This is a genomic window from Aliisedimentitalea scapharcae, from assembly GCF_045277565.1.
In the GTDB taxonomy this organism is placed as follows: Bacteria; Pseudomonadota; Alphaproteobacteria; order Rhodobacterales; family Rhodobacteraceae; genus Aliisedimentitalea; species Aliisedimentitalea scapharcae.
On sequence record NZ_CP123584.1, the window covers coordinates 2,473,287 to 2,489,336 of the forward strand.

Annotated in this window: 15 protein-coding genes, 2 pseudogenes and 1 other annotated feature; of the genes and pseudogenes, 12 read left to right on the top strand and 5 right to left on the bottom strand. The window is 54.4% G+C overall.

All coding sequences use genetic code 11. The features are described 5' to 3' along the window. The first annotated feature begins 424 nt into the window (after nt 1-424). The 7 genes and pseudogenes from QEZ52_RS11720 (at nt 425) to QEZ52_RS11750 (ending at nt 9,052) form a co-directional block, all read left to right on the top strand. Nucleotides 425-1,382: pseudogene (locus QEZ52_RS11720) on the top strand (IS5 family transposase). Nucleotides 1,383-1,577: 195 nt separating this feature from the next. After that, complete coding sequence (locus QEZ52_RS11725) at nt 1,578-3,335, top strand: amidase family protein (protein ID WP_406644534.1); 1,758 nt, start codon at nt 1,578-1,580, stop codon at nt 3,333-3,335. 94 nt (nt 3,336-3,429) lie between these two features. Beyond that, nucleotides 3,430-4,161, top strand: a complete 732-nt coding sequence (locus QEZ52_RS11730; RefSeq protein WP_406644535.1) for a heparan-alpha-glucosaminide N-acetyltransferase — start codon at nt 3,430-3,432, stop codon at nt 4,159-4,161. Between the two features lie 977 nt (nt 4,162-5,138). Then, entirely contained in the window at nt 5,139-5,972 is an 834-nt protein-coding gene (locus QEZ52_RS11735) for an SdiA-regulated domain-containing protein (RefSeq protein ID WP_406644536.1), read from the top strand. Between the two features lie 50 nt (nt 5,973-6,022). Next, the gene (locus tag QEZ52_RS11740; protein WP_406644537.1) at nt 6,023-6,688 is read left to right on the top strand and encodes a hypothetical protein; all 666 of its coding nucleotides are present in this window, start codon (nt 6,023-6,025) and stop codon (nt 6,686-6,688) included. 68 nt (nt 6,689-6,756) lie between these two features. Beyond that, nucleotides 6,757-8,124, top strand: coding sequence for a hypothetical protein (locus tag QEZ52_RS11745; RefSeq protein ID WP_406644538.1), 1,368 nt, complete (start codon nt 6,757-6,759; stop codon nt 8,122-8,124). Next, on the top strand, nt 8,114-9,052 hold the full coding sequence (locus tag QEZ52_RS11750; protein WP_406650444.1) for a metallophosphoesterase family protein: 939 nt from the start codon (nt 8,114-8,116) through the stop codon (nt 9,050-9,052). The genes QEZ52_RS11745 and QEZ52_RS11750 overlap by 11 nt, the downstream gene beginning before the upstream one ends. 290 nt (nt 9,053-9,342) lie before the next feature. Here QEZ52_RS11750 and QEZ52_RS11755 read toward each other — a convergent pair whose 3' ends face one another. The 3 genes from QEZ52_RS11755 to QEZ52_RS11765 form a co-directional block, all read right to left on the bottom strand. After that, nucleotides 9,343-9,546 carry a DUF3955 domain-containing protein gene (locus QEZ52_RS11755; RefSeq protein ID WP_406644539.1) on the bottom strand — a complete coding sequence of 68 codons (204 nt, stop codon included), beginning with the start codon at nt 9,544-9,546 and terminating at the stop codon, nt 9,343-9,345. Between the two features lie 62 nt (nt 9,547-9,608). Further along, nucleotides 9,609-10,058: a SecDF P1 head subdomain-containing protein gene (locus QEZ52_RS11760; protein WP_406644540.1), complete on the bottom strand. Its 450-nt coding sequence runs from the start codon at nt 10,056-10,058 to the stop codon at nt 9,609-9,611. A 109-nt stretch (nt 10,059-10,167) separates the two neighbouring features. After that, complete coding sequence (locus QEZ52_RS11765) at nt 10,168-10,935, bottom strand: DUF1835 domain-containing protein (RefSeq protein ID WP_406644541.1); 768 nt, start codon at nt 10,933-10,935, stop codon at nt 10,168-10,170. A gap of 187 nt (nt 10,936-11,122) precedes the next feature. On the opposite strand from QEZ52_RS11765, the gene QEZ52_RS11770 reads away from it, so the two are divergent. The 4 genes from QEZ52_RS11770 (at nt 11,123) to QEZ52_RS11785 (ending at nt 13,779) form a co-directional block, all read left to right on the top strand. After that, complete coding sequence (locus QEZ52_RS11770; protein WP_406644542.1) at nt 11,123-11,635, top strand: DUF805 domain-containing protein; 513 nt, start codon at nt 11,123-11,125, stop codon at nt 11,633-11,635. Nucleotides 11,636-11,713: 78 nt separating this feature from the next. Further along, a complete protein-coding gene (locus QEZ52_RS11775) occupies nt 11,714-12,487 on the top strand; it encodes a hypothetical protein (RefSeq protein ID WP_406644543.1) in 774 nt (257 codons plus the stop codon). A gap of 557 nt (nt 12,488-13,044) precedes the next feature. Further along, nucleotides 13,045-13,323: a GlsB/YeaQ/YmgE family stress response membrane protein gene (locus QEZ52_RS11780; protein ID WP_406644544.1), complete on the top strand. Its 279-nt coding sequence runs from the start codon at nt 13,045-13,047 to the stop codon at nt 13,321-13,323. A gap of 78 nt (nt 13,324-13,401) precedes the next feature. Beyond that, the gene (locus tag QEZ52_RS11785; RefSeq protein ID WP_406644545.1) at nt 13,402-13,779 is read left to right on the top strand and encodes a hypothetical protein; all 378 of its coding nucleotides are present in this window, start codon (nt 13,402-13,404) and stop codon (nt 13,777-13,779) included. 274 nt (nt 13,780-14,053) lie between these two features. Here QEZ52_RS11785 and QEZ52_RS11790 read toward each other — a convergent pair. Then, nucleotides 14,054-14,248 (bottom strand): annotated as a pseudogene (locus tag QEZ52_RS11790) (transposase domain-containing protein); the annotation flags it as partial. A gap of 79 nt (nt 14,249-14,327) precedes the next feature. On the opposite strand from QEZ52_RS11790, the gene QEZ52_RS11795 reads away from it, so the two are divergent. Beyond that, nucleotides 14,328-14,738 (top strand): transposase, encoded by a 411-nt coding sequence (locus tag QEZ52_RS11795; protein WP_406644546.1) that lies wholly within the window; start codon nt 14,328-14,330, stop codon nt 14,736-14,738. On the opposite strand, the gene QEZ52_RS11800 is transcribed toward QEZ52_RS11795, so the two are convergent. After that, nucleotides 14,719-15,953, bottom strand: a protein-coding gene (locus tag QEZ52_RS11800; RefSeq protein WP_406644548.1) for an IS3 family transposase whose coding sequence is annotated in 2 segments (ribosomal slippage) — nt 14,719-15,653 and nt 15,653-15,953 — 1,236 coding nt in all. Because the reading frame shifts where the segments join, the coding sequence is not laid out codon by codon here. The genes QEZ52_RS11795 and QEZ52_RS11800 overlap by 20 nt on opposite strands. Then, nucleotides 15,550-15,666: a sequence feature (AL1L pseudoknot), on the bottom strand. It overlaps the preceding gene by 117 nt. Nucleotides 15,954-16,050: the final 97 nt, after the last annotated feature.

Here is a 16,050-nt window from a genome sequence, read left to right on the forward strand (position 1 = left end):
GCCACCGCGATGGTGAGGCGCGGCGCAATAGATTGGTGACGACACGCAAGAAAATCGCACCCAGTACGGCCACGATGAAGATGCCAACCGCACAGGGTCTCTGTTTTCTGTATAGTGTCACCCTCACCCACGAAAATCCATATGAGCGGATTTGCGGCGCGTATGAAGGGCGGAATTATGCGTTTTGAAGAAAAGGGAGTGTCAACGTAGACCCGTCGAGGTGACCCACTCTGAGTTTTGTCTATTTAGGGAATGATATCCGCATTAGCACCGCGCAGCAAAATAACTGGCTTTGTGTTTCAGACACCCGGACCTCGGCGCAACTCGCCCAAGAGGGTTGATATGAGCGTTAAGGACCCTCTGAAAAACCTCGGCATGTTGGCGTGATCTGATAGGCTCGGATTGAACGATCTAGGAGCCCCCGATGCCCAAGCAGATGACATTCGCTTCACTGGCCCATTCAACCAAGAAGTAAGGTGACGCGGCGGGAGAAGTTTCTGGCGGAGATGGAAGCCGTGGTGCCGTGGTCACGCTTGGTGGTGCTGATCGAACCTCACTATCCCAAGATGGGCAGCAAGGGCGGTCGACCGGCGATACCCTTGACGGTGATGCTGCGCATCTACTGCCTGCAACAGTGGTATGCGCTCAGCGATCCGATGGCCGAGGAAAGCCTCTATGACAGTGACGCGATGCGCCGTTTTGCAGGGCTGGAACTGGGTGATGACCGCATCCCCGACGAGACCACCATCCTGAACTTCCGCCACCTTCTGGAACGCCATGACCTGAGCGAGGCAATCTTTGCCGAGGTGAACGCGTATTTGGTCGAGAACGGCATGTTGCTGCGCTCGGGGACGCTGGTTGATGCAACGATCATCGACGCCCCGCCCTCGACCAAGAACAAGGCTGGCAAGCGCGACCCCGAGATGAGCAGCACCAAGAAAGGCAATGATTGGTATTTTGGCATGAAAGCGCATGTCGGCGTGGATGCCGAAAGTGGCATCGTGCACAGCCTTGAGACGAGTACGGCCAAGGTACACGACAGTCGGGTCTGGGAGGATTTGTTACACGGCGATGAGACATCGGTCTGGGCGGACAAGGCCTATGTAAGTGCAGAACGCGCAGACGCCTTTGCCGGGCCCGGAAAGTTCTGGGGCGTCATGCGCAAGGCCCCCAAAGGCGACGAATTGCATCCCGATGACGAATATATCAACCGCCTGATCGCCAAAGTCAGGGCACGGGTCGAGCATCCGTTCCGGGTGCTTAAACGTCAGTTCGGCTACATCAAGACTCGGTATCGTGGTCTGGCAAAGAACCGGGCACAATTGTTCAGCCTGTTCGCCCTCGGCAATCTGTATCTGGTCCGGCGGAAACTGATGGCGTGACGGATGGAGTCCGCCAAAAAACACCGCCGCGCCATCAAAAGAACCGTAAAACCGCCGAAACCGAAGGAAAGCCCTCCACTCAAGGTCAAAATCAAATCAAAACAGCTAAGCCGGGTCGTTGTTCAGACGTTCCTTAATAAGCGGCAGTGTGATACGAATTCCATTCTACTAAGGAAATGTCGGTGACAGAGAGCCATGTTATTGGAGATTTCCGCAAGGAAACCTTTTCATTGTGAGCCATGCCGACAGCCTAGTGAAGAAAACTCTAATACTCCTCATCACGGCGTAGTGCTGATAGCGGCGGGGGCCGGTATATTTAGCTTGGTTAAGGCTGAAGGACTGCCGCCATATCCACTGGCAGAACCAGACTACAGCAGCAAGCGGCAGCTAGATTTCAGCGCCTTTGAAGCCGCATTGTCTGGCCTTGATCCTAATCGAATTGCCGTGATGGATACTCTCGTGGCTGAAGTCACTTTGCTCGAATTGCAGGTTCTGATGAATAACGGCCAATTCAGTGCCGAAGAGTTGGTGACCTACTATGTGCAGCGAATCAGAGCTTATGACATGGACAAGCTTAACTCAGTTTTGGAACTCAATCCCGAAGCCCTGGCTTTTGCTCGCGATCTCGACGTCGAACGCGCAGCCGGCACTGTTCGAAGCCCCATGCACGGCATCCCTGTGCTTTTTAAGGATAACATCGCCACTGGCGAGGGCATGCATACAACTGCCGGAGCATGGGCTATGCGGGATTGGCAGCCCAGCCGCGACGCTTTCCTAGTCTCGCAATTGCGTGAGGCAGGGGCCATTGTCCTGGGTAAGACCAATCTCTCTGAGTGGGCCAACTATATGGATGTCGACATGCCCAACGGCTTCAGTGTGCTCGGTGGGCAGACACGCAACCCCTATGGCCCCTACGGTACCCTTGGATCCAGCAGTGGTTCGGCCGTGGCGGCTGCAGCCAATTTTGCAGCCGTGACCGTGGGAACTGAAACACAGGGGTCGATCATTCTGCCAGCAAAAATCAACGGCGTTGTCGGGCTTAAAACCAGCCGGGGCCTGGTCAGCCGGGATCATATCCTGCCGTTGGTCGATTGGATGGATGTGCCCGGCCCGATTGGGCGCACTGTCAGCGATGTGGCCGTGATGCTCAGCGCCATGACCGACGAGGATGAGAAAGATCTGGTAACATTCGACGCAGTCGAAGTCGCCGGTACGGACTACACCCAATTTCTGGTGGCTGAAAATGCAGTCGGCAAGAAGCTGGGCATTGTTGTCCAGGATAACGCCTTCATCGATCAGATGATTGCTGACTTTGAGCTGGGTGAAGACAGCGCCTCCCAATTCCGTCAGGCCATGATCCAGAGCAATGACAAAGTGCGCATGCAGGCAACACCATTTGTCGACATAGGCATTGAGTTGGTCGAGGTGTCGGCCGCTGCAATGCCAAGCACGCCTGACTTAAGCGCCTTCATAGACTACGGTTTCCGCTCCGCGCTGGACGCCTTCCTCACCGATTTATCTGATGAAGCGCCGGTTAGATCATTGGCAGAGATTGTCGACATCAACAGCGCAGACTCCGACAACCGTGCGCCCTACGGGCAGGGCTATCTTGAGAGCGCTATGAAAAGCCCGCTCACACCCGATGAGTACGCAGCCCAAGTGGCTGAGAGCATGTCAGTGGCCGACGACCTCGGCAGTCTCTTTGAGGCCTATGCGCTGGATGTATTGCTCAGCGATTCGCAAATCTATGCGGCGACCGGCTTCCCTGCGCTGACTGTGCCTGCCGGTTATGGTGAAGACGGTCAGCCGGAGGGTATTATTTTGATCGGTGACTTTCTGGGCGAGGACAACCTAATAATTATTGGCTATGCTTACGAGCAAGCAACACAAGCGCGCCAGATGCCTGATCTGGACAAGACCATAAGCGAGATCGATTCCATGGTGAACAGGTAGAGAGGTGACGTCAGACAGATACGAACCAGTCATTCAAAGGCTGTACGAAGATGTAAGAACCTGAGCGTGACGCGGAACAGGAGGACGATTTATTATGTTTACCGGTTCCGAAATCAGGGAAAATAGGTTGCTTTTTCTGGATGTCGCGCGAACAATCGCCCTGTTCGGGATGATTGTTTTTCATTTCTTCAGGGATTTGGAAGTCTTCGGGATGATCGCGCAGGGAACAACCCTGAACAGTGGATGGGCCATTTTCGCGCGCGCTGTTGCTGGAAGTTTTCTGTTTCTGTCCGGTGTGAGCCTTGTACTGGCCCATGCCCGCGGCTTTTGCGGCAAGGCCTGGTTGCGGCGGGTCGTCCTGATTTCTGGCGCCGCCTGCCTTGTCACCTTGGCCACTTACGCAGCCTTTCCATCGCAATACGTTTTTTTTGGCATCCTGCATGCACTCGCGGTCGCCAGCCTTTTGGGCGTGCCGTTTCTTTTCGCTCCAGGATGGGTATCGTTGAGCGGTGCTGCGTTGATCCTGATTGCCTTCGAAACGATAGGGCGCGCCGTGTTCGCGTCTCCGTGGATGGCCTGGACAGGGCTTGGGATGGAGGTGCGCGCGTCGTTGGATTTCATTCCTATTGTTCCTTGGATCGCACCGTTTCTTTTGGGAATCGCCGCAGCAAAGATTGCCGACCCCAAGGGGCTCGAGCCGAAGTGGCCGGGCCGTTTTCCAGCGCAGGCTTTGGCGTGGCCCGGCAGACACAGCTTGGCGGTGTATTTGCTTCATCAACCCATATTGCTAGCTATAATCGGAGCCGCCGCGAAGGCAGTGAAATGATCACCGGTCCGGCGAAATGCGTGCGCCGCAACAGGGTTCCGCGGGGTCGGTGCAGGTGTTCCGGTTTGACAAATTTCCCCGCCGGACGTGTAATGTTTACAAGAGACCTCATAATCAAGGACTTCAACAGCGTGGCAGAGAATTTTCGTACCTCGCAGGGCTGGCTGACCGTCCTGGCGATTGGCTGTTTCTGCATTGCGGTCGGTCCCGTCCACGCGCAGGTCATGGATGCAGCCGGATCCATTCTCCCTGAAATCGACGTCCGGGGTCGCGGATGGGATCAGATATTCTATCCCACTGAGCTATTGGATTTCGCGATCGCGCTGCTTGGAACAACAGTGATGATCGCTGCGATCGCCTATCATCCCGTCATGCTGGCGACTCGCCGCACACGTTCGGATTTCGATGCCCCAAAAGAACTGTTCGTCTATGCCCTGATCGGGATGGTTGTCGGGTTCCTGATCATGCATCACGGATATCTCATTGGCTTCGTGCTCTTTGGTCTCGGCGGTCTGTTGCGCTTCAAGTCCGACGATGGGTCAGCTGATACAATGCGCCTGATTCTGGCAACTCTGATCGGGCTATGCGCCGGTCTGGATTTACCGGTTGTGGCCCTGATCACCACGGCCAGTGCATGGGCTGTGATTTATGTATTTGGCGGACCCATAACTTTCGAACTGGAGGTCCGGTTTTCAGAAAAGGACACAAGCTCCGACGCAATGTTCGCCTTGCGTCACCAGTTAACCGAACGTGGATTCAAAACGGTGTCGATGAGCAAGACCAAGTTCAAACCTATCGTGAGTTACGTGGTATCGGGACCGCGCGGGTTTAGAAGATCTGCGCTTGAGCGCGAAATGATGCAGTTGGTTTCAGCCCCTGAAAGCGGGATTGACGACTGGCATGTTGACTGAGGCGTGAACAAGTTGGCCCCGCTGTCCAGGTCATGTCTCCACAAATTCGTTTTAGCGGCGTTGGCGATGCTTTTCCTGTCTGGGGGATATGGGTTTCCAGCCCCGGCCAAATCCGAGAAACTGGTTCTACGTTTTGTCAGTTCTGATAAGGTCGCGGATCGCAGCCAGGATTTTACCGAAGTTTCAGGGCTCAGCCTGTCAGAAAATGGCGGGTTCTGGGCCGTCAGCGATGATACCGCACGGCTTTTTCGCCTGGACGAAGCGGGAAAGGTTCAGAAGAAGGAAACTCTGCACGCTTTACCGGGCTTGGAAGGCGTTACCTTTGATCTGGCTGGAGGGCGCATACTCACCGTTCGTGAAGACACGTCCGAGATACTTGATGTGGCACCAGACGGACGCATAACGCGGCATCCGATACTGGCAATGGAGGGAGCAGGCAGCCTGGCGGCGCATTTTGCGGCAAGCGACTCCAATGATGGTCTGGAAGGGATCACCATCGACCCCGAAACCGGAACGGTGTTCGTGGTGAAAGAGCGCGGTCCAAGGCTGTTGATCGAAGTAGCACCAGACCTAAGCCAAGTGCGTAGGATCGTGCCTTTGACCGGTTCTGCCGGATTCGTGTCCGACCGGGCACAAGATGATCGTCTGGATGTTTCGGGCCTGGCCTGGGACGGGCAGCGGCAGGGTCTATGGATAACCAGCGACACAGGACAGGCGCTTTACTTTTTCTGCTTTGCCACAATGCAAGCGAGAGGCTGGGCATTGATGAGAGAAGCCGGGGGAAAGTCTCGTCGTGTTGAAAATGCAGAGGGCGTGGCTCTGAGTTTGGACGGACAGACCATCTTCATCGTTACCGACGACGGCAAAGATTCCCGGCTTCTTACCTATCGAATTGACTAGGTTTACAGGCACATGTTGTGCTTCCAGACACTGAGAATGGAGATCGACCAATGACTAAATCATTTAATCTTGCAGCCAGCCTCGCGGTGGGTGTCTCTCTCGCGGGGGTGGCTGGTCCAGCAGCGGCAGTGGATTTCACTTCCAGATCGGGCGGGGCGTCCCAAACCGAGATTCTGGCCCGATCCAACCCGTCACCGGCCGACGGCCTCGCTTTCGTACGTCCCGTTCTAACCGGGGTCATGTATCGTTCCGGGTTTAAAGGAGGCGACAAGTCGCGCACCGGGCTGTCCAAAGCACAGCGCGGTCAGCTTTGTGAGGCAGGGTTTTCGGGGGCATTTTACGCAGATTTTGGAAAGAATACCGACTATGGCCAGACGTCTTGCGGATCGGGCGCATTCAGCTATGAGTCGGCCCGCTCATCGCGCCCCGCTGCCGTGATGAAAGCAGTGCATGACAAAATCACGAGCAATGGCGGGCCGATTATGGTGCATTGCATGTGGGGCGTTCATGCTTCTGGCGCCCTCTCGGCAATGGCGCTTGTTCAATTCTGCGACTGGTCCGAGGCGCGAGCCAAAGCCTATTGGGACGAAGCGCGCAACGGGGCGCCCTGTTCCGGAGGTTGCGACGCCTGGATTGACGCAAAGTTCGATAAATTCAAGATCGACCCAACGCTGAAGATCTCGGCTGATCAACAAGCAGCGATTTGCCCGAAATGAACACCATGAAAAAGCCCCTTGTTCTGGCCCTGATCACCGCCGCGACGCCTGCATTTGCCTCTGATGCCGTGCAGGGCATTGAAACTTTTCACCAAAGCCCAAACGGGATTGTCGAACGCTGTGTGCGCATCGCGCAAGCACCCGGAGGGACCTACGGCAAGAACGACCTCGAACAGGAGGCCGCCTACTGCGCCATCGATCTCTATGCCCCAGATGTCGCCATGTGTCCCAAGACCTGGAGTACCAGTCCGGGAACAATGATCCATGACATAAGCCAAGGACCCTATGCCAGGGACAAAGTAGAATTTGAACGCAATGCCTGCAAGGAAGGAAAATCAGCGGGCGATCTGGCCAAGGACACGCTAGCCAAGTTCAAGCCGACCATGAACGCCAAGGGCACGAGCGGCACGTTTTCTCCTTCTCCGCTGCTCTACTATCACTTCTCGCGATATTTCGACATGTCAGTCAAGGTCCCGGTCACGGTCTGGCGGTCCATTGACGCGGGCGCGCATCTGGGCGAGGTCGCGCGTGCGGGGCTTTCGCTGTCGAGCGGCAGGCATGGCGGGCGGATGAACCATGCCGGTTGGGAGGCGTTGGTCAATGCCGAAAAAAACCCTGCTGGCTATCAGCCGACGGATGATCTGTTCACGGCCAATCGCAGCCAGATCTATGGCGCACTGACCAGCAGTCCTGGGCACCGCTATGGCTCGGAGATCAATGGCACGCGCGTCTCGGGCTGGGGCAAGGGTCAGAATCAGGATTTCCAGAAAACACCTGCTTTCCTGGCGCTGCGGTCAGACAAGCCGCTGATCCAAGCAATCGAATTCGGTCTGATCGAGGGCAGCAAGGACCGGCAGATCGCTAAGGACCTAGGGCAGTCCGTGACGCCGCAGCAGATGGTCTTCTGGATGACCGAACTGACCGAGATTGTGCTGCTGGACTTCATCTTCAGCCAGCAGGACAGGGTCGGAAATATCGATTTCACACCGTATTACTATTGGCTTGAAGATGGGAAGCTGACGCACAAACGGACAAAGCACCACGAAGCCGGTGACGGGTCGGTTCCGGCGGACGCTATTCTGTTGCGGCGAACCAACCTCAACGACAACGATGCTGGTGGCCGGGTGCAATATGCCAATTTCGCCAAAAGCACGCAAATGCTAGAAAAGTTCCGGCATATAAACGCAAACACCTACGTTAAACTTGTGGCGCTGAATGCGGATCTGCAAAGCAGCGGCCCGATATTTCAATGGCTTGAAACATCCTTCGGTCTAAGCGACCGCGAGGTGGCGCAGGTCGTGAAAAACACCACATTGGCCAGCGATATCCTGCGGCAAAGCTGTGAACAGGGCCAATTGATCTTCGATCTCGAACCTAAGAAATTTTTCGAAACCGGCAGTGTCGTTGCACAGGAGTTCCCCTGTGATGGTAGCTAGAGCAGTCCTAAGCACACTCTTTCTGCTAATATTTTGCGGCTCCACATTTGCTCAAAACTTGCGGGTTGCAGTCATTTCCGACCTTAACGGATCATACGGGTCGACGCGCTATAGCCCCCACGTAGCTGCGGCGGTCGATCGCATCATAGCGCTTGCCCCAGATCTGGTCATTTCCACGGGCGACATGGTAGCGGGGCAGCGCCGCCCGGTTCTGAGCGAACCAGAAGTGCGCGCGATGTGGGAGGCCTTCCATGCCGAGGTCACCGAACCGCTGAACCGCGCGGGCATTCCCTTGGTCGTTACTCCGGGAAACCACGATGCATCCGCCTATGGTGGGTTCGAAGCGGAACGCGCAATCTTCGCAGAGCAATGGCGGGCGATGAAGCCCATGCTCGACTACATCGACGACAGTGACTATCCATTTTTCTACGCCTTCGAAATGGGCGGCATACGTTTTGCTTCACTCGACGCAACCACGCTCGGCCCCCTTCGGGGCGATCAAATGAACCGTATGTCCAAGGCAATGAAGGGCTCAGGACCAGCTGTTACCTTCAGCCACCTGCCACTTTGGCCCTTCGCCCAGAGCCGTGAGCGTGAAATTATCGGCGATCCAGCACTAGAGGCACTCTATCACAAGCTGGATGTCGATCTGCATCTGTCGGGCCACCACCACGCCTTTTATCCTGGCTGGAAGGATGGCGTAGCCTATGTCTCGCAGGCATGTCTGGGGGGCGGCACGCGGGCTCTGATCGGGGACACAGTTCGAAGTGAGCGTAGCTTTACGATACTGGAGTTCGGCACCGAAGGTTTACGCTCAGTGCAAGCTTATAAAGGCCCTGACTTTCGAGAGCTGCTCGACCAAACCAGCTTGCCACCGCAAGTGATATCCCCCAAGGCCACGCTGCAACGGCTCGACCTTGTGAAGTAACCCGCTGTTCAAATACTGCTGACGCCACTCGGCGGGAGCATCGGCTCGATTGGTCTTGAAATTGTCTCTGCTGTAGAGTGCGCGCTCTTGGTTAACCCGCGCCGAGTTCACCGGAGGCTGAGGTTGTTTTCGCGACTCCAGCGTGGATCGAGAGTGAGCAGGTTTTCAATGTTCCCGCACCTTAGGCCGCGCCGAAAAGAACAATGGCACTGCCCTGTGCTTCGTTGATTGGCATGCCGACATCCAAGTCTTGATAGCACTCAGTCGGCGAGCGAATACCAAAGAAGATTTCACTTACGCCGCTTAACCAAAAGCGAAACAAGCATCAAAATTACGCCCAGTGCAGCCAGAATGAAAGTCAGTGGCAGGAAAAAGCTCTCCTGCAGAACACCGTTCGGATCTATGCCACCGTAAAAAGTTTTCTCAGCCAACCAAGACAGGCCAGCGAGAACCAAAGCAATAATACCTGCAATTCGAAGTCTAGAGTTGGTCATACTCTTTCCAATCTGTAGTAAATTTTGATATTAGACAGCTAACCTATAGGAATACCTCTGGGTCAGTTGGTGTTTCGAGTGAGTAGTAGTTTTAGTTCTTCGGCCTGTGCATCAGAAAGTGCCAAGATAAAGCTCGCGCCCTGAATCGCACCGGCGATTTGCACAGAGTTGACCAATTGGTCGCCAATACGAATATCTAGTTTTTGACCAATAGATTGCTCCGTGAAAGCAGCCAGAGGGCTTGCGATCTCAGGTGTCAACTCAAGGCGGATCTGCGGCTGCCCATTCTCCCCGCGTTGGAGATCTAGTTCAACAACATCATTTTGTGTGACCCTGATCGGTCCCAGCCAAAGCGCTGCGTTTTGATGCTCAACGACACAAATAGGGTATTGCCCCGGATTTCGTCCCCCGCCAAGATCAAGGCACACGTCATCATATTGCGCCTTCCGAAATTCTGACCCGGCCCAGAACGACATGGCTGCGGCCAATGTGACTGCCGCAATGACAGTCATGTTGTTTCTTGTCATTCGCAATCCTTCAAAGAGTGCTCAATTACAATATCACGGGGCCATTTAGCCACCGCAGCATCACTGTTCAATACTGCTCAGATGTAGGGCAAGGTCATTGACGTCGCACATTATAGTCACGCAGGCTTGTTTGTGGGCCGGAGGCCTCAATCGCATTTTCCGCGATCAGATGCTGAAGTCTTCCCGATAAGAATACATCACCCAACAGGTTGTGTTGGTCGCAACGACCCATAGCCGTACCGACCACGCGTGAAGCAGAAACCCAGTCTTTCTGGCAACACGCCAAAAGCAGACCATCATAGTAATCCTCGGAAACATCCACGATCTTGCCTGCTTCCCATTTACGCAGTGTAGCACCACTGTCTTGCAGGCGCAGAAAATCAGAAGAAAGCGCTGCTCTTGTGATCGGGTCTATGGCTTCTCGCTGATCAAAAAGGCTCGCCAGTAAAGCCGGAGTTTGCGGGCCTATATACGGCAGTGACTTTAAGCCAGTCGTTCCAACTCGGGTCACCGAACCTTCGAAAAGGCGTAGGCCATGACACGCCATCTCCAGAAACGTCCGTTCCGACGCATTCTCGCCAGCCCATATGCAGACTTCTGGCGTGATGTCCTGCGACAGATGGGCTGAGAGGCTATCGAAATCGGCCAACGAAGGGACCGGATCGTCAGGCAACTGACCATAGTTTTGGAACAATACCTCGAAATATGCGGCCCGCGCTTGTTTGTCGTTCAACGGACCGTGGCTCAGATCATCATCGAACACATGCACGCGGCCTGTCAGGCCGCAAGTCGCAACCGCCGCGCGCAAACACCCGCCGGCACTTCCTCCCAAAACCAGATGCAAGTATGCGGGCTGTGACATTGGTAACCTTTGGCTTAAGAGCGCGATTTGGGTTGTCAGGGGACACGCTGCTTGCAGTAAATCACTTTCCGCGCGGTTTCCCAGTCTGAATTTTCCCATTTGCATAAAATTCTTGCAACGCCTCTGTTTTTCGTAAACATTTCAGAGCGTAAAATATGACGGAGAGAGCAAAACGAGGGGTTTTACAATGGGTTTCACGCAATCGGTCAAGACCTGTCTGTCCAAGTACGTCGTGTTTTCGGGCCGCGCGCAGAGATCAGAGTATTGGTGGTTTGTTCTGTTCGTCGTCCTGGTCAGCGTCGGGTTGGCGGTACTCAGTTCGGTCCTTTTTGACACTGATCCGGAAACAGGACAGGGATCGAACTTGCTGAATTCGGTTTTCCAGTTGGCGATCTTGCTACCCTTGCTTGCTGCGGGATGGCGTCGTTTACATGATACAGGCCGTCCTGGATGGTATCTTCTCCTTCCAATGGCCTTCAGTATCGCAACGATGTTCATGCTGCTGACCGGGGTTGCAGTTTTTTCAGCGCTCGAAACTGGCGTTGAAGACCCTGAGACTTTGAGAGGACCAGCAGCCTTTCTTGGTGCAACCGGTTTGATGGTCATGTACGCGATTCAACTTGGCCTTTCGGTCTTGATGATTTGGTGGCTTTCTCGACCTTCGCAAGAGGGCACGAATGCTTATGGAGCACAGTCGTAAGCGGGTGATCAATCGCCTTTACCTCTACACCGCATGACGGTTATCACCCCAGAAATCGGGGATTTTTAGGAGTTAAGAATGAAGAACACTTTCCTTTCTGGGTGTCTACTGTTTTGCATATCCGCTGCACCTGCATTTGCTGAATGGGGATTTAGCGGTGGCCAGACCCCAAATGCGTTTATTCAGACCGGCGACATGACGCTGGAATTGCAATGTGACCGATTGCGCTTTGCACCTGCCGGGTATCCCGACAGCGAAGATATCGTCGGGAAGCAAAGCCTTTCAATTCGGTTTATGAAAAATGGCTCGACAGAAGTCGGATCTTTCCAAGCGGGTCAAGAGAACGCCACCCTGCGGATTGTCGATAACTATCCTGTTGAAGTTGTGTTCCAAGACTCAGCTGACTACCAGTTCATTCTGGATCAGATTGCAGCCAACGCCATCCTCAATCTATCCATGGCGGATCAAGATGTGAGCTATGGGCTTTTTGACCTTAAAGGGTCGGGCAAGGCCATTAGATCACTGCGATCCTCTTGCGGTTCTACACCGCAAGCAGGCAACAGCACCATGGAGGCCCCAGAGGGGGTGGTGTACTGCGGCGGTGGTCAGGTTAAACGTCAGATCGAATACCTGATCCTTGATAAAGCACAGGGCGAATGGGACGCTATCGTGACAGTCAACGGCGAGACCATGCGTGCAATGACTGCCTATAGCTACTTTGGTAATGCTCAGCCGCCACAAGGTTTTGTGGTCGCGTTGTTGGGAGAGGACCAGTCTGAATTTCTCGTCTTCAAAGATGGCAATAACAACTGGATCGAATACGGAGACTACCAATACAACCAATGCAATTGACTTAGATGTCTCGGCGGCGTGCTGTTTCAAATTTGGCAAGTCGCATCGCTTTCGTCGCCGATCTAACACGTTCTACCAAAATGACTTCGTAAAACACAGAAAAGGAATAAACATGAACACAACACTTAAACTGGCGTCTTGTGTGATCTTTGGCACTTGATTGTCAGCGTGCGTGGAAGATACTGGCTCCGCGTCCTCGTCTCCCAATCGTGCGAACCAGGATTGTCTAGCGGCGGTCGCCGAAACGACAGGCAATAGTCAAGTCAGGGTTCTGTCATCGGAGGCTCGCGAGGCCAATATTCTGGTAATTGTCGGCGTCGGGCCAGATGCAGCCCCTTGGCAATGCATCACCTACGGCGATGGAACGACCGAAGGGATCATGTCTTTAACAAACGAGGGCAGCGCTTAAGGAAAAGGGTCACGTCGGTGGGCCTGACCCGGACGGCCAGAGGAACCCAAGTTTCTACAAGTGACGGCCCAAGTTCGTCGGCATGGCGTAATTGCAAAGCTGATAGGTTTTTGACATTTTCACAATTTGAACTGGAAGAGAGAGCAGGATGGAAGAAGTAGTAAGCAACGGTCCAGGCCTGTTCGCGGGCTTTATTCTCATTGCAGTCGTGGGGGCGATCATTGGTTGGCTGGCAAGCGTCATTGTAAAGGGTTCACGCTTTGGCCTTTGGGGCAATATGCTAATTGGCTTTGGTGGTTCCGCAATCGGCAGCAACCTTCTTCCCGCTCTCGGTCTTTCTATGGGCGGCGGTATCTTCGGCGTCTTGGTGACATCTGTCATTGGGGCCGTAGTTTTGCTAGTGCTGTATCTCTGGCGCTGGAAGTGACTCCCAACTGTAATCGGCACCGAGATGCGTTACTTTAAGCATATCTACAAATTTTAGCAGTTGAGAGGAGTGCGAACGATGTTGCCAGCCGCTCAGAAAATCAAAGCCTCCAAGTCGGATAAAGGTAAGACCAGAAAAACCGGGAGGCTAAGACCTTCAGTTTTCACGATTTTGACGGTCGGCCTGCTTGTTGTGGGCTGCGCCGAAACAGGGCCAGCTCTGGCGGAAAGCGAACCTGATCCCGACCTTGTTTTCGTCCGCGGCTATCGTGGGCCAGCAGATGGCTGCAAGCTTGTCGGCGAAAGTGCATTCTCAGCGGACTTCCTAGATGATGCGGCCGATCTCGTGGCGTGCCCCACTGGCAGCGCCGCGATGGAAAGCCTCATGGCCGAAACGGGCGCACAGATGGTCACACAGACAAACAGCTTCACACTTTTCAGCCTTCCCTACCGCTAAGCCTCTGCAGTTCGCGATGCCGCCATTACGGAACAGTTGACAACGGTAGGATGGCGGGTCGCAACGGTTTGGGACTGTTCACTGCGCAAGACCGACCGATTGGCCGCAACGGTTGAACTTTTTGCGGAATGGCTGCTCTCAGACAGCAATCAGCTTGAAGTTGGCAAAAAGGATATCAAGCATTGTGAATGATCGATACTCTGCAGATTGCACTGAAGAACAAGTGAAACTTACTCTATCTGCAGAGTATGCGTCCGGTCTGACTGGTGTTGACTTATTCCGGCGTCCAGTTCCATGGCATGAGGTCGTCGAGTTGGGTCATTTTGTGGTCTGCGACACGGGCGAGGACCCAAGTTAGCCACGCTTCAGGATCGACCTTGTTCATGCGACAGGTTTCAATGAGCGTGTAGGCGATTGCTGCTGCTTCACCGCCGCCTTTTGAGCCCATGAACAGGTAGATGAGATGACCGTTCTCAGCGCGATCCCGCGAGTTCCGGGGCCGCTGATATGTTGGAGATGTTCAGGTTTCAGCAAAAGGAGAACGGATAATGTCAGACCCAGATGTTTATGTCGGAATGGACGTCCACAAGGCGTCGATCACAGTCGCATTCGCCGACGCGGGACGCAATGGGGAGATACGCCGGTTTGGCGAGATCGCCAACACGCCGGACGCCGTTGCAAAACTGATGAAGAAGATCAGCACGCGGCATCGAATTACGGAATATTGCTACGAAGCGGGACCCTGCGGTTGCGTACTATTCCGTCAACTGACCGCACTCGGAATGACCTGTCGTGTCGTGGCTCCTGGCCGGACGCCACAAGCACCTACCGATCGGATCAAGAACGATACGCGCGATGCCGAGAAACTGGCACGCTTGGCGCGCGCCGGCGAGCTGACATATGTGAACCAGACCGGGTTTACCGGAGACGTTAGAGTTCCTATTCTGCGGCTATCTTAACCGCGAAGTCTGTATTGTAGAAGTTCCTTTCCACTGTTGCTGGTGAGATGTAACCGAGTGGACCGTAGAGGCGCGTTTCGTTGTACCAATGCACCCAATTGAGGGTCGCCATTTCAACGGTTTTCTTTCCGCTCCATGGACCTTCATGTTCGATGACCTCAGGTTTGTAGAGACCGTTTATGGTCTCGGCCAGTGCATTGTCATACGAGTCTCCGATGCTTCCAACCGAGGCTCCAATTTTTGCCTCTTCAAGGCGTTCAGAATACTTGATCGATAGATATTGGACGCCCCTGTCGCTATGGTGGGTGAGACTGTCTCGGTCAGGATTTCGGGCGGCCAGCGCCTGATCCAGCGCATCGAGAACCAACTTGGTATTGGGCGACGACGACACCTGCCAGCCAACGATGTACCGGGCGAAGACGTCAATGATAAATGCCACATAGACAAAGCCAACGACCGTGCGCACATAGGTAAAATCTGCCACCCACAATATGTTCGGCGCGGGGGCCTTGAAGACCCGGTTCACCTTATCCTCAGGGCATGGAAGGGCGGGGTTACTCTGTGTCGTCTTCTTGCCCTTTCCACGCGTAACACCCTGAAGCCCCATCGCTTTCATCAGGCGAACGACCGTGCATCGGGAGACATCCTCACCTGCTGCAATGAGATCATACCAAACCTTCACCGCACCATAACGCTTACTGCTGGCCTCCCATCGCTCTGTAATCTTGGGACATAAAACAGCATCTCGCTGCGCCCGCAGAGAAGCTTTCTCTGGATCACGTTGAACGGCTTGATGATGGTAGTAAGTAGAAGGCGCGATCGGCAAAACTTTGCAAATCGCCTCGACGCCGTGCTCCTTGCGATGACCGGCAATGAACATGATCATCTCTTCCGTAGGCGGTCGAGGTCCGCCGCCGCGAAAAAAGCCGACGCCTTGCGCAGAATGTCGTTTGCTTGCTTCAGCTCTCGGTTCTCGCGTTGAAGTGCTTTCAATTCCTCGCGTTCTGACCGCGTAATGCCGTCTCGATCACCGCTTTCAACAGCCTGCTTCTTGACCCAGTCCCGCAACGTCTCGGGACTGCATCCTATCTTCCCCGAGATCGAAACAACCGCTTTCGATCGTGAGGGATAATCCGCTTCATTCTCTAGAACCAAACGCACCGCACGGGCGCGAACCTCTGTCGAAAACCGGTTTCCTGAATTGCCTTTGATCATACCATACCTTCCAAGCTTTATGCTCTCCGGTAAACCCGGTCTGGTTCAAACCGCTGTCAGCGTAGAGTTTCAGCAATGAAGCATACGGCTGACTTCG